This is a genomic window from Lacinutrix sp., from assembly GCF_023299985.1.
Taxonomy (GTDB): domain Bacteria; phylum Bacteroidota; class Bacteroidia; order Flavobacteriales; family Flavobacteriaceae; genus Lacinutrix.
On record NZ_JALZVX010000166.1, the window covers coordinates 1 to 14,606 of the forward strand.

11 protein-coding genes and 1 tRNA gene are annotated in these 14,606 nt (G+C 31.0%); 5 read left to right on the top strand and 7 right to left on the bottom strand.

The window, feature by feature from the left end; translation table 11 throughout:
• The 5 genes from Q0C58_RS09145 to hemA all read right to left on the bottom strand — a co-directional run.
• A partial coding sequence (locus Q0C58_RS09145) for an EI24 domain-containing protein (RefSeq protein WP_290700399.1) occupies positions 1 to 720 on the bottom strand: 720 nt, incomplete at its 3' end.
• A 75-nt stretch (positions 721 to 795) separates the two neighbouring features.
• A complete protein-coding gene (hemE, locus tag Q0C58_RS09150) occupies positions 796 to 1,821 on the bottom strand; it encodes a uroporphyrinogen decarboxylase (protein WP_290700402.1) in 1,026 nt (341 codons plus the stop codon).
• A 108-nt stretch (positions 1,822 to 1,929) separates the two neighbouring features.
• Positions 1,930 to 2,016, bottom strand: a tRNA-Ser gene (locus tag Q0C58_RS09155).
• A gap of 8 nt (positions 2,017 to 2,024) precedes the next feature.
• Positions 2,025 to 3,608: a hydroxymethylbilane synthase gene (gene hemC / locus Q0C58_RS09160; RefSeq protein ID WP_290700407.1), complete on the bottom strand. Its 1,584-nt coding sequence runs from the start codon at positions 3,606 to 3,608 to the stop codon at positions 2,025 to 2,027.
• Positions 3,601 to 4,860, bottom strand: coding sequence for a glutamyl-tRNA reductase (gene hemA, locus Q0C58_RS09165; RefSeq protein WP_290700409.1), 1,260 nt, complete (start codon positions 4,858 to 4,860; stop codon positions 3,601 to 3,603). Before hemA ends, hemC begins: the two co-directional genes overlap by 8 nt.
• A 177-nt stretch (positions 4,861 to 5,037) precedes the next feature.
• Between hemA and Q0C58_RS09170 the strand changes: the two genes are divergently transcribed.
• On the top strand, positions 5,038 to 5,940 hold the full coding sequence (locus tag Q0C58_RS09170) for an AraC family transcriptional regulator (protein ID WP_290700411.1): 903 nt from the start codon (positions 5,038 to 5,040) through the stop codon (positions 5,938 to 5,940).
• Positions 5,941 to 5,965: 25 nt separating this feature from the next.
• Here the strand turns inward: Q0C58_RS09170 and Q0C58_RS09175 are convergent, their stop codons facing one another.
• Complete coding sequence (locus tag Q0C58_RS09175; RefSeq protein WP_290700414.1) at positions 5,966 to 9,439, bottom strand: TraB/GumN family protein; 3,474 nt, start codon at positions 9,437 to 9,439, stop codon at positions 5,966 to 5,968.
• Between the two features lie 202 nt (positions 9,440 to 9,641).
• Here Q0C58_RS09175 and hemH point away from each other — a divergent pair, with 202 nt between their 5' ends.
• The 4 genes from hemH to Q0C58_RS09195 all read left to right on the top strand — a co-directional run bounded on the left by hemH (position 9,642) and on the right by Q0C58_RS09195 (position 13,816).
• Positions 9,642 to 10,682 (top strand): ferrochelatase, encoded by a 1,041-nt coding sequence (hemH, locus tag Q0C58_RS09180; RefSeq protein ID WP_290700416.1) that lies wholly within the window; start codon positions 9,642 to 9,644, stop codon positions 10,680 to 10,682.
• 2 nt (positions 10,683 to 10,684) lie between these two features.
• A complete protein-coding gene (locus Q0C58_RS09185) occupies positions 10,685 to 11,233 on the top strand; it encodes a CopD family protein (protein ID WP_290700418.1) in 549 nt (182 codons plus the stop codon).
• 230 nt (positions 11,234 to 11,463) lie between these two features.
• Positions 11,464 to 12,915: an ATP-binding protein gene (locus tag Q0C58_RS09190; RefSeq protein ID WP_290700421.1), complete on the top strand. Its 1,452-nt coding sequence runs from the start codon at positions 11,464 to 11,466 to the stop codon at positions 12,913 to 12,915.
• 118 nt (positions 12,916 to 13,033) lie between these two features.
• Positions 13,034 to 13,816: an enoyl-CoA hydratase-related protein gene (locus Q0C58_RS09195; RefSeq protein WP_290700424.1), complete on the top strand. Its 783-nt coding sequence runs from the start codon at positions 13,034 to 13,036 to the stop codon at positions 13,814 to 13,816.
• Between the two features lie 106 nt (positions 13,817 to 13,922).
• On the opposite strand, the gene Q0C58_RS09200 is transcribed toward Q0C58_RS09195, so the two are convergent.
• On the bottom strand, positions 13,923 to 14,513 hold the full coding sequence (locus Q0C58_RS09200) for a hypothetical protein (RefSeq protein WP_290700427.1): 591 nt from the start codon (positions 14,511 to 14,513) through the stop codon (positions 13,923 to 13,925).
• Positions 14,514 to 14,606 lie beyond the last annotated feature (93 nt).

Sequence of the window (14,606 nt, forward strand, 5' to 3'; positions counted from 1 at the left end):
CTCTACTGTTTTTGTAGTTGCTGCCGTAACTGAAAGCGGTAAAACAATTATAATTCCTATAATTGGAATAACCATAAACAGCATAAAAACGATGCCATTTCCAATAGCAATACCTTTGTTTTTTCTAACAAACTTTATGCTTTCATCATATTTAAAATGACGCTCTAATGTATAGTCTATATTTCCAAAACCAGTATAATACGCTTGCACTAATATTAATAAAATAGCCGAAACAATATTAACTCCTGGAATAAATTTTAGTAGTAAAAGCGGAATAGAAAACAATAACTCTTTGAATAAATTTCTAGTGTTTATTCTAATACCTCGCCATAATTGTTCTTTAAAAGAAGTAATACGATGGTCATGCTTTTGAACACCAGTTAGATGTGTTTCGATTTTTTCTGAAACAGGACTCATAAATGGTGCGGACAAAGCCATTACAATATGTTTGTATAAAATAAAACCAATAACAACTATAATAATGAGGCCTACAAAAGTTGAGAAAGAAGTAAAACTTTCTTTTCCCCAATCCCAAATCCAAACTTTAGCAAATAACCTACCTAAATTATCTGATAATTTGTAGGCAATAAGACCGATTACAGATGCTGTTAAAATGCTAATTATTACTGGAACTAGAAAATATTTCCAAAGTTTTAATTTTGAAATTAATGCGAATGTTCCTGTATAGGCTTTAATGCCTTTTAGTATGTTTTTTATCATTAAATTAATGTTTAATTAAACATGTTTAATAGACGCAAAAATTTAAAAAAAGTTACAATTTTAACAAGTGATTTATTATTCTTTATACTCCTTTACAGCGTCTATAAAAGCTTTTGCATTATCTAAAGGAATGTTAGGTAAAATACCATGACCTAAATTTACAATGTATTTGTCTTTGCCAAATTCTCTTATCATTTGGTTTACCATTTTCTTAATTTCTGAAGGCGGTGAAAATAATCGAGTAGGATCAAAATTACCTTGTAAAGTAATGTTTCCTCCAGTTAAATAACGTGCATTTCTTGCAGAACAAGTCCAATCTATACCTAAAGCCGAAGCGCCAGATTTAGACATTTCGTTAAGCGCAAACCAACAACCTTTTCCAAAGGCAATTACTGGAGCTTCGTCTTTTAAAGCATCTATTATTTGTTGAATGTATTGCCATGAAAACTCTTGATAATCGACAGGAGATAACATGCCTCCCCAAGAATCGAATACTTGAACAGCGTCAACACCTGCTTTTACTTTTTCTTTTAAATAGGCAATAGTAGTATCTGTAATTTTTTGAAGTAATTGATGTGCAGCAATTGGGTTTGTAAAACAAAATTCTTTTGCTTTATCAAAGTTTTTAGAGCCTTGACCTTGCACACAATAACATAAAATGGTCCATGGAGAACCAGCAAAACCTATTAACGGAATGTCGTCGTTTAGTTTTTTTTTAGTCATTTTTATAGCCTCGTAAACATAGCTAAGCGCTTCTTTTACGTCTGGCACAATTGCATTGTCAACGTCTTTTTGAGTGCGAACAGGATGTGGTAAATAAGGTCCAAAATTAGGTTTCATTTCTACCTCAATATTCATAGCTTGAGGAATTACTAAAATATCACAGAATAAAATAGCAGCATCCATTCCATATCTACGAATAGGTTGCACAGTGATTTCACTTGCTAATTCTGGTGTTTGGCAACGTGTAAAGAAATCGTATTTTGCCTTTATTTCCATAAATTCTGGCAAATAACGACCTGCTTGACGCATCATCCAAACTGGTGGTCGCTCTACTATTTCTCCTTTTAATGCTCTTAAAAATAAATCGTTTTTCAACATAACTTCTAACCTTTTTCTTTTTGCTGATTAGCTTTACCTACTTTCATATTATTAAAAACTAACATAATTTACTCTAAAATTAATAGTAGTAATTTATGCTAGTCTTAGCAGAGAGTAAGGGATTCGAACCCTTGGTACCTTTGCAGGTACACTACCTTTCCAAGGTAGCACGATCGGCCACTCTGTCAACTCTCTCTTTTATTTTATACATAATGATTGTTAACCAACTCAATAACGCTTTCTACTGTTGGTACTTTTGCAACACGAACCTCTTTAAAATAGTGTTCTGCTTCTTTTGCAGTAGTTTCTCCAATACAAAAGGCTATCATGTTGTCTTCTACTGTATTTTCTTGTTTAAAACTTTTTACTGTTGATGGACTATAAAACATAACACCTTCAACAGAATCGGCAATTTCTAGACTGTCGAATTTAGTTTGATAGGCTTCAATTTCTTTTACTTCAATATTGTTTTCTTTAAGAATAGTTGGTAATTCGTCTAGTCTTAAATCACTACAAAAATAGGTAACTTCGCTACCATCCATAAACTCAATTAAGTACTCTGCTAATTTTTTAGCATTATTTTCGCTGTGCGTAACTTCTCCAATTCTTTTTTCTACCATGCGTTTTGTTCTTCTTCCAACACAGTATATATTTTTGAATTGTAGTTCTATTGCAGAAAAGTTAGTAAGTAAAGCTTCAACAGCATTTTTACTTGTAATAACAACGTTTTCAATTTCGTTTTTTAATAACCTTGGTGCAATTCGGTTTAAGCTAATTTTAATAAAATCTGAGCTTTCAGAAACCACTTTTTCATGAAATAGTAGTTTTTGAGCTTCGGTAAAAGACTTTGTAGAATAGATATTGGTTTTTTTATAAGATTGTTTAATATTATCCATTAAACGCTTACCACCTTTATCTATTACGTAGTTTGCACACCACTCTGCTAAATCAAAATGTTCTCCTAGTGGCTTAACACGTTCAACAGTTATTTTTTTTGTTCCATTTGGGCTTAATAAAACACCTTCAAAGTTTATTTCTTCGTCTTTTATATAAGCTAAAGCACCAATTGGAGCAGTACAACCGCCTTCTAATCTATTTAAAAATTCACGTTCAATTTGTACGCAAATTTGTGTTTCTTCATCATTAATTTCAGCTAAAATAGCTCGCATTTCTTCATCTTCTTCAAGAACTGCTGTCATAATTGCACCTTGACCAGGAGCAGGAACCATCCAATCTAAATTATCTGCAGTTTCAGGACGTATATCTAAACGACCTAATCCAGCTGCTGCGAAAATTGCAGCATTCCAATGTTCTGAATTTTCTAATTTTTCTAGTCGTGTTACTACGTTTCCACGAATATCCTCAATAGTGTGTGTTGGGTAACGGTTTAACCACTGTGCTTTTCTACGTAAACTACTGGTTGCAATTATTGCTTCACGACCACCTAAAAACTCTTCAGTACCACTAAATACAATAGTATCGCGTACATTTCCACGTTTCATAACTGCACCTTGTACAATACCTTTTGGTAAAACTGTTGGCACATCTTTTAAAGAGTGTACAGCAATATCTATATCACCATTAAGCATGGCTATGTCTAAAGTTCTAGTAAAAATTCCTGTAATCCCAAGTTCGTAAAGTGGCTTATCTAAAACAATATCACCTGTAGATTTTATAGGTACAAGAATTGTTTTGTGGCCTAAATGTTCTAATTGCTGTCTCACAGCTCTGGCTTGATAAAGCGCTAACTCACTATCGCGAGTTCCAATTCTTATTGTTTTAGACATTTTTTATTGGTTCTAGCTGAAATACTTTTTGAATAAGTTCCAGACTATCGTTTGTAGAAATCGCTTCATCTTTTAAATGATGTGCGAAGTGATTGGTTATTTTTTGAATAAGCTTATTGCTAATTAATTCAGCTTGCTCTTCGTTAAAGTTTATGTTTTTTTTACGTTGCGAATCTAATTCGGTGTTTTTAAAGTCTTGTAATTTGCTTTTTAAAGCTTTAATTGTTGGCGCAAATTTTCTTGTTTCTAACCAACTATTAAATTCTGTTTTTACTTCTTCAATAATAGTTTCGGCTAATGGAATATCTAATTTTCTATTCTCTAATGTTTCATCGGTAATTTGCGATAAATAATCTAAATGTATAAGCTTAACGTTATCTAGCTCTTGAACATTATTATTTACATTCTTAGGTATTGATAAATCTAAAATAAGTAAATCTTTTTTAGACTGAATAATATGCTTATCGATTGTAGGATTTTGAGCACCTGTAGCAACTATTAAAATATCTGAAGCATTAATCTCTTCTTGAAGATTTGCGTATTCTTTTACAATTAAATTAAATTTTCCTGCAATTGCTTCGGCTTTATCTTTTGTTCTATTAACTAATGTAATATGTTCGTTTTTGGTATGTTTTACTAGATTTTCACAAGTGTTTCTTCCTATTTTACCTGTTCCAAAAAGCAAAATATTTTTATCTGAAATATTTTCAACATGTTTCATTATGTATTGAACCGAAGCAAAAGAAACAGATGTAGCACCTGAAGAAATATTAGTTTCAGTTTTAATACGTTTGCTTGCTTGAATAACAGAATTTACCAAACGCTCGATAAAATGATTTAGTAATTTGTGTTTTCTAGAAATTTTTGCAGCAGTTTTTAGCTGACTGATAATTTCAAAATCGCCTAAGATCTGACTATCTAAACCAGAACCAACACGAAACATGTGCGAAATAGCTTCTTTGTATTTGTAAACGTAGGCTACTTTTTGAAATTCTTCTACAGTTCCTTTTGTATTATCACAAAGTAATTTAATAAGCTGAAAAGGATGTTCTGCAAAGCCAAAAATTTCTGTTCTATTACAGGTAGAAGTAACGATTAAGCTTTCAATACCACTAGCCTTCGCTTGGTTTAGTAAATTTAGTTTTGCGTCATCACTTAAACTAAAGTGACCACGAATTTCGGCATCAGCTTTTTTATAGCTTAAGCCAATTGCGTAAAACGATGTACCTTTTGAAATGTGATATTGTTGCATAATCTAACATTAGCAAAATTAATATCTCATTTATCTATAAAACAACGCTAGAAGAACTATTAATGTCGCTTGTGGTTTTTTCGCGTTTTTTTAAAATTAAAAGCCTCAAAAGTACTATATTTGTTATACCTACAAGCATTATCTGTTTTGTAGTTTAGAACAAATCTAAATAGAGTTATGCAAGATTCAGAAATTAAAATTGATAAAAGTATCGCTAAAGGTTTTTTTATTGAAACTAGAGCAGATGATGGTGTTTTTATATTAACGCATCAAAATGATACACAGGAAGTTAAGGTGATAGAGCGTGATATTGATAGTAACTTTATTCAGTTTCATTTTTGTGTAAAAGGTGAGAGTCAGTTTTTGTTTAACAGTGGAAATTATACCTTAAATGTACCTGAAGAAACTTCTTTGTTATTATACAATCCACAACGCGATCTACCAATTCACTTAGAAGTTAAGCCTAATTCTTGGTTGGTTTCTGTATTAATTTCTATTAAAAAATTTCACGGTTTGTTTTCTCAAGAAGCAGATTACATTACATTTTTAAGTGAAGATAATCGCGATAAAAAATACTATAAAGATGGAAAAATTTCACCTTCTATGGCAATTGCATTAAATCAATTGGTGAATTACAACTTAAATTCTTCAATTAAAAACATCTATTTTAAAGCCAAAGCTTACGAGGTTTTGAGTTTGTATTTTAATAGAAGTGAAGAGGCAGATATTGAACAATGTCCTTTTTTAGTTGACGAGTCTAACGTCTTAAAAATTAGAAAGGCTAAAGACATTGTGGTTTCTAGAATGGCAGAACCACCTAGTTTACAGGATTTAGCAGATGAAATTGGTTTAACACTAAAAAAATTAAAAGAAGGTTTTAAGCAACTTTATGGCGATTCTGTTTTTAGCTTTTTATTAGATTATAAAATGGAAGTGGCTAGAAAATTATTAGAGTCTGGTGGATATAATGTAAATGAAGTTGGCTTAAAAGTAGGTTACAGTACTTCGAGTCATTTTATTGCTGCTTTTAAGAAAAAATATGGTACTACACCTAAGAAATATGTGCAATCGGTTGGTTAGAAATTATTAGATATGTTTTGGCTAACTACCTATCATTAATTCGCTTTCTAGTTTTGTACTTTACCAAGTCTAAAACCTTTTCAATTAACTCAACTTCCTTCTCATTTTCGTCTATATATCTACCACTATATTCAGATTGGTAATAAATATCTGTAACCAGTTCGTTTGCTTTTTTAGGCTCTAAAAAACCAGCATAATATAGTTTTTTAGAATTTCCATAATCGTTTTTACTGTCGAGTTTAAAAAAGTATAATGTTCCTTTTTTACCACTATCTGTTTTAAAAGGTTTTTTGGCTAAAAAAGAAATAGAGTCTACTCCAGTTTCAATTTTTAAAGTACTAAACAAATATGATTTCGCGTATTTAAACTGTGTAATTTCTTTAGTTAAATTAGGCTTTTTAAGATTTAAAGCATATAATTTATCTACAAGTAAAGCTTGATTTTTATACTCGTATAAAGTTTTATTTTTAAGTTTTTCTGGAATGTGTTCTTTTGCTTGTTCTAGTAAAGTATAGTAGGTGGTTAGCGCTTGAGCATTTTCGCTATCTAGTAATTTATCGAAAAAACTTTTAGCTTCAGATTCCTTTCTAAATGGAAAAATTAACTTAACATAACTATATAACGAACTGTTTCTAGAAGTGTATCCCGAGTTTTGACTCAAACTGCGTTTAATTTCAATTTTACCATCATTAATAATGGTCTTTTTGTACTTTTTGTAGTCTTTATATTTTACAATGCTACTGTCTTTTAATCGCGCTAACAAATTGTAAACAGGTTCTTTATATTCTTGAACACTTGTGTACTCTAAAAGTTCTGGAAATAAGTCTTTTTTAAGCTCTAAAGAATCTTTATAAGTATAGAAAAGTGAACGCACTCCATATTGCTCTAGAGGTAAATCTTTACGCATTAATGCCAATACATTTTTATAATATTTATTCTGCTTCTTATTTAGTAGTGCTTTTAAAATAGTAGTTTGAATTTTTGGACTAGAATAAGAATCTGCATATAAATTTTTTAAAAAAGGCAGTACCTTAGGGTCTTCTAATTCAATAAGCTCGCTTATTAAGTTGATTTTTATATCCTCTTTATTTTCTGGAAATTCAAAGTTTTTAACCAAATCCATAATGGTATTGGTATGCGATTTATTAAATTTTAATAAATTGTAAGTATTTATAACTATGCTATCGTCTTTTTTTAGTGCTTCAAAAAAACGTTGGGTTTTATCTTTAAAAACAGTTTCACCCATAATAGTATCTATAGGTTTAAATGTCTCGTAGAAATTGCTAATAAAAGAGGATGGTTTGCTTATAGAATCGTTTAAAGATTTAATAGTAAATAACACACCTTTTTTAAGAATATGCTTCACCTTTATAGACTTTGCACTAAGCGAATCTGTTAACGTATAACTGTAAGAATAGGTGTTGTCTATTTCTTCTTTTTTCTTGTTACTTATTTTAAGTGGCTTATTATCATCACTCTTATATTTTGGTAGTCTATAAACATCCATTTCTTGCCACAAACTATCGATGTTGGTGTACATTTGAAAATCGTGAAACTTAGTTCTAATAACAAAAACTTGCTCGTTTGCTTTAGAGTAATAAATTGCTTGTTTTGTTTGCGCTTCGTATTCTTTGTGTTTTTTTATGTTATAGCGATTGTAGCCAGACGTTATAGGTTTTGTGTTTGTTAATACAGTAAAATGAAGTGATGTATCTGTTCTAGTTTTAAAACCATTGTACTTGGTTTGGTTAAATTTAAAAGAGTTAAAAAAGGCTGTTGCTTTACTTTTTTCTTTACCAGAATAACCTAACAGATAATAACTGCCATCTTTTACAATGGTTTTTAAATATATTTTTCTATTAGAAACCAAATCAAATCTAGCAATAGCCTCGTAACTTTTGTACGCTTCATTATTAAATTTACCAGAGATACTGTCTTTGATTTTTAAGTCTTTAAAAAAGCTTTCTGTAATATATCTGGCTTCAAAAGTATCTTCTTCAATATAATAAGTATCTTGATTTATAGACTCTTTTATAAAATAGAAATCCTCTTCAATAGAGGCTTGAATTAATTTATTACCACCATTTATTAAGTTGTCTTGCACATTAAACTTAGGTAAACGTACTTCATATTTACCATAAGGAGATTTAAATTTTTCTATAGTTTTAGAAGGTGTTTTAAATTGTATAGACTCGAAAACTTCCTTTTCATAGTCTAAAACATAGTTTTTAGGACCTCCAAATTTTATAATAATAACTTCTAAAGGTGTTTTATAAATATGATATTTTTGGTAATCGCCTTTTTTGGTTTTATTTAAAATACTTAAACCAGGATAAGGTGTTGTAATTTTTTCTTTTGAAATAATATCGCCAGGAATATCTTCGAACAGAAAATTCTCTAAACGGTCTAAAGTAATCTCATTTTCGCTTGGCAAATAGTCGAACAGATTAAAACGACTAATGCTTAAAAAAGCACCATTAGTCATGTCTGGTGAGATCGAAAATTTTTGTCCGTTATAGAAAAATTCTTTTAAATCGCTAAAGCTATTCATGGTTAGAAAGCCATCAGCAGTTGTGTATTTTTTTAAAACTGGAGGCGCAATAAAATTTTCAATTTTTTGCTTTTTTGTTTGTCCGTTTTGGGTTTGTTCACTTAATAACGCTTTTACAGTATAACCTTTATTTCTTAGCGATTTTAACATGCCACGTTCGCCAGGTAAATGTGCAGCACCAACACCAGCAAAAACAGATGTGTTTTGGATAACACTATCTAAAACTGTTACCATATTATCGTTTCTAATATAGAGCATATTCTCTCTAAAGTATTCTGTATTAGAGGCTTCTCCAATGGAGTCTAAAAGTGCTAGATTACGTTCGCGATAGGTGTTTTCTTGAAGTAAATTTGGACTTTCCTTTTCGTAAATTTCGGTTAGCCAAGGCTCTAATTTTTTCTTATAGGCATTAGTACTTGCTTTGGTAGTTAAATACTCTGCTTCATCTAAATCTTCAAGACTTACAATAGGTTTGTTTTTCTTTTTTCCTGCTTGATAAATAAACATATCGAGATAGGTTTCTTCTTCAAAATTATCTGAACGCGAGCTTTTTCTATATAAATAACCATTAAGCATACGGTTATCTTGGCGAATCGCACTTCTAATCAATAATTCTTCAGGATGTTTTAAGCTAAATTTAGACGCGTAAAAACCATCTCTATAGTTACTACTTGTATTTTGAGGAGCTAAAATAGCAGTTGCATAACTATGGTCTAACCAAGTAGAAGGATCACTCTCTAATGCAATAACATCGCTTTTTGCTAAGGCATCAAAAAAAACATCGTCTAACCTAAAAGCCACCTTTTTGCTAACATGCATAGTACCATAAATGTAAGACGGTTTTTGTAAACCATTACCAGAAATTTCCCAAAGTAAACTCTGTTCCTGCTCTTGAGAAAAACATAAAAAACCAATAAATAGAAAAAGTATGTAAAGCGTTTTTTGCATGCATTTAAATATTAAGCGAATAGTAAATATATTTAATTCGTTGAAACTTATAGTAAAATATAGAAATTTAACGTGTTTATAACATAAGCAACGTTTTAATCTGTGGTTTAATATCTTCTAGTGTTGTATTTTTGTAAAAAGCAGATTTCCGCTTCCGCAGAAATAAAAACAAATTAGAGTCCCACTTTTTCGAGAAATTAATATGAAAGGAGCATTACTAGTAAACTTAGGATCACCAGAAAGTCCAGAACCAAAAGATGTTAAAAAATATCTAGGCGAATTTTTAATGGACGAGCGTGTAATAGATGTACCACTTTGGGCTAGAACACTATTAGTTAAAGGCATTGTTTTAAACACACGACCTAAAGCATCTGCAAAAGCCTATAAAAAGATTTGGTGGGACGAAGGTTCTCCATTAATAGTATTGTCTGAGCAGTTACAAGAAAAAGTACAAGAACAAATAGATTTACCAGTAGCTTTAGCCATGCGTTATGGAAGTATGACCATAAAAAAAGGACTGCAAGAATTAGTAGATAAAGGTTGCGACGAAGTGTTTTTAATTCCATTATATCCACAATTTGCAATGGCTACAACCGAGACTATTTTGGTTTTAGCAGAAGAAGTACGTACTGAGTTTTTTCCAAACATAAAAATAGAATCTCTAAAACCATTTTACAACAATCCAGAATACATTTCGGTTTTAGCAAACAGTATAAAAGAAGACTTAAAAGATAAAGAATACGAGCATTTATTATTCTCTTACCATGGTGTTCCAGAGCGACATATTCGTAAAAGCGACATTACAAAATCGCATTGTAAACCTAACGATAAAGAAAATTGTGTGTGTTGCAAAACGCCAAGTAAAGCACACGAATTTTGCTATAAACACCAATGTAAAGAAGTCACACGTTTAGTTGGCGAATATTTAAAATTAGAACCAGACACCTATTCTACATCGTTTCAATCGCGTTTAGGTTTCGATCCATGGTTACAACCCTATACAGATAGAACGATAGAGCGTTTAGGTAAAAAAGGCATTAAAAAAATGGCTATTGCAACACCAGCTTTTGTAAGCGACTGTTTAGAAACTTTAGAGGAAATAGCAATGGAAGGCGAAGAGATTTTTCACGAAGTAGGTGGTAAAGAGTTTACAACAATTCCATGTTTAAATACAAATAAAGACTGGGTAGCATTTCTTGCAAAACAAATTAGCGAGTGGTCTAAAAGCACAGTACAAGTCTAGTAATGGAATACTATAATTACATAAAAGCATTACATCTTATTTTTGTAATTACCTGGTTTGCTGGTTTGTTTTACATTCCAAGACTGTTTGTATATCAAATTGAAGCCTCCCAAAAACCATCACCAGAAAAGGAAATTTTAGGCAAGCAATTAAAATTAATGGCAAAGCGATTATGGACAATTATTGCATGGCCTTCTGCTGTTTTAGCAGTACTATTTGGCTTAATTTTATTCTATCTAAATCCTTATTTAATTAAAAACGACTGGATGCAAGTAAAACTCGGTTTTGTTGTGTTACTTATACTATACCATTTACAAACGCATGCCTATTTTAAACAATTACAAAATGGTATTGTAAAAAAATCGTCTAACTTTATGCGATTATGGAACGAAGGTGCAACCTTTATCCTGTTTGCAGTCATCTTTTTAGTACTATTAAAAAGTGCTTTTAATTGGATTTTTGGAGTTGCAGGTATATTTGTTCTCGGGCTCCTTTTAATGTTAGGTTTTAAAGTCTATAAAAATATTAGAAATAAAAATCCCGAAGCATAATTTTTTGGGCGTTACCTAAAGGTCGTGCTGTCCACTATATCTTTTTTTTGCATATATGCAACAAAAAAAAGGATGCCGTTTCCATCACTAACGCGAATTAGTGGTTCGATTATTGCTATATTTAATGCAAGAAAAACACACATGAAACTAGCGTTGTAAGAAGTTTATTATCCAATAGAATGTAATAATAGCGAACACATGTTACCAATAAAAAGCAATAGAAAAAGAACATGAAACTAAAAAAACTGTCCTTACGTACCAGAATTTTCATAGCCATGATTTTACTGGTATTGTTATCTTCAATATTAATTGCAGTTGTAGTAATCTATCAGTACAACGAAGAAACTCAAGACTACCATAAAGAGCGCTTAATAAGAAAAGAAAAAGCCATTATCACAAGTTTAGATTATGTAATTAAGCAAACATCCTTCGAAGTTATTACAGATAAAGTACCACTTATTTTTAAGGAAAAAATATACGAAGTAGCAGAGGTTCACAACATACAAATTAACCTTTACGATTTAGAAGGTTCTATACTAATTTCATCTAAAAGCGACATAAAACCAGAGGTAACAAACAAATGTATAGATGCCGAAGTTTTAAACACCTTATTAAACACTGCTGAACACCGTGTTGTAGAAATAAGAGAAGATCAAGACGCTACCTACAGATCGTCCTATAATTACCTAACAGACGCTAAATTTAAGCCTTTAGCAATATTAAACTTACCTTATTTAGAAAGAGACGATTTTTTAGCCAGAGAACTTAATGAGTTTTTAGAGCGCTTAGCCTATACCTCTATATTAGTAATGCTTATAGCTGTTGCACTAGCTTTTTTCTTGTCAAGATACATTACTAAATCGTTAAAAACTATTAGCGAAAAAATGAGAGATACTAGGTTAGAAAAACGAAATGCAAAAATTAACGTTACAGATGAAAGCGAAGAGATTTCTGCACTAGTAAACTCTTACAATAGCATGATCGACGATTTAGAGGAAAGTGCTGTAAAACTAGCAACTAGCGAGCGTGAACAAGCTTGGCGAGAAATGGCAAAGCAAGTAGCACACGAAATAAAAAATCCGTTAACACCAATGCGATTAACTGTGCAAAGTTTTCAACGAAAGTTCGATCCACAAGACGAGAATATTCATCAAAAGTTAGACGAATACTCTAAAACATTAATTCAGCAAATAGATACCATGAGTTCTATTGCAGGTGCTTTTTCAAACTTTGCTAAAATGCCAGCTCAAAAAAACGAACTGCTAAATGTTGTTGAGGTTGTAGATTTAACACTCGATATTTTTAACGAAGATTACATTACGTTTCAATCTGATAAAAAAGAAATGATCGCCAAGTTTGATAGAACACAACTTATTCGAGTAGTTACTAATTTAATTAAAAACGGTATTCAAGCTATTCCAGAAGGGCGACAACCACAAATAATTGTTAATGTCTCAGAAGAAAATAAAAGTATAAAAATTACAGTTTCAGATAATGGAATTGGTATAACAGATGAAAATAAACCTAAAATTTTCGAGCCTAAATTCACTACTAAATCTAGTGGAATGGGATTAGGTTTAGCTATGGTAAAAAATATAGTGGAAACTTATAGCGGAACAATTACCTTTGTGTCCGAAAAGGATTATGGTACAACTTTTACAGTAGCTTTTCCTAAAAACTAAATTCCAGCGTTAGGTAGGAATCTTATAATCGAAAGATTATAACTTAAAATTTAGAACAGACAAAAAAAATCACCAAGCGAAGCGAGGTGTTTATTTAAAATAATAAAATTCTTTTTTTATGAATTACGAAAACATACTCTCAACATCTCAAAATGGTATCACAACCATAACAATAAATAGACCTTCAAAATTAAATGCTTTAAATAAAGCAACTATTGAAGAGCTTCACGACGCTTTTAAAGCAGCAAATAATGATAAAGAAACTAAAGTAGTCATCATTACAGGAAGTGGAGAAAAAGCTTTTGTTGCAGGTGCAGATATTAGCGAATTCGCAAATTTCAATATTGAAAATGGAGGAAAACTAGCCGCAAAAGGTCAAGAATTATTATTCGATTTTGTCGAAAATTTAAGTACTCCAGTAATTGCTGCAGTAAACGGTTTTGCTTTAGGTGGTGGATTAGAATTAGCAATGGCTGCACATTTTAGAGTAGCGAGCGATAATGCAAAAATGGGCTTACCAGAAGTGTCTTTAGGTGTAATACCTGGTTATGGTGGAACACAGCGTTTACCACAACTTGTTGGTAAAGGTCGTGCTATGGAATTAGTAATGACAGCTGGAATGATTGATGCAAACACAGCCAAAGATTACGGCTTAGTAAACCACGTTGTTTCTCAAGAAGAATTAATACCTCTTGCCGAAAAAATTGCTAGTAAAATAATGCGTAATTCTTCTGTAGCAATAAGCAAAGCTATAAAAGCAGTAAACGCAAATTATAAAGATGGTGTTAATGGGTTTGAAACTGAAATAGAACAGTTTGGAAATTGCTTTGGAACCGAAGATTTTAAAGAAGGAACAACTGCTTTTTTAGAAAAGCGAAAGGCAGATTTTCCTGGAAAATAATACTATAAACAGATATTTCTTAAAGTTATAAATGAAAAGAGTGAGCTCTCCAGCTCACTCTTTTACTAACCAACTATACTTAAATTCTATTTTATAAATTCAGAATCTAAAGGTTTATATAATTTGTAAAGGTTCTCTTCTCAGTAGTAATTGAAAACAAATAAGTTCCTTTTTTAGAATCATCTAAAACATATGCTTTTTGTATGTTTATCAAATTAGTCACAGTTTCATTGTGTATTAATTCCATTACTCCATCATTTTCATAATAAATAGATAACTCAACAGGATTTGATTCTAAAGATAAAGTTGATACTACAACAGTATTATCTTTTGCAGATACAAAAGGTTTAAATATTTTAACCTTGTTCTCGTTATTGAAGGTAACAACATTGTAGATTACAGTAAACGGAATAACTTCTATTTCAATGTTTTTATCAAGTTCAAAGTAATAATCGCCATTTGGTAACTCCGTCAAATCGAATCCTTTTCTATAATCTCCAGATTTTGTAATCTTTTCTTTATATAAAATAACCTGGTTTATATCTTTAATTAATAGACGCTGTCCTTCTTTTACGTTATTTAAAGTTAGAACAGTTTTCTTGATGTATTCATTTAATGGAGAAACGTTACTTGCGTAGTTTACCATTGTTACTAATACAGCAACTAATAGTAGGTGTTTTTGAATTGCTTTTTTCATAATGTTATTTATTTATAATTAACACTACAAAGGTATAACGAAGGACTAATTTAGAAAACCTCTATTTTTGCATATTTATATGCTAAATTAACA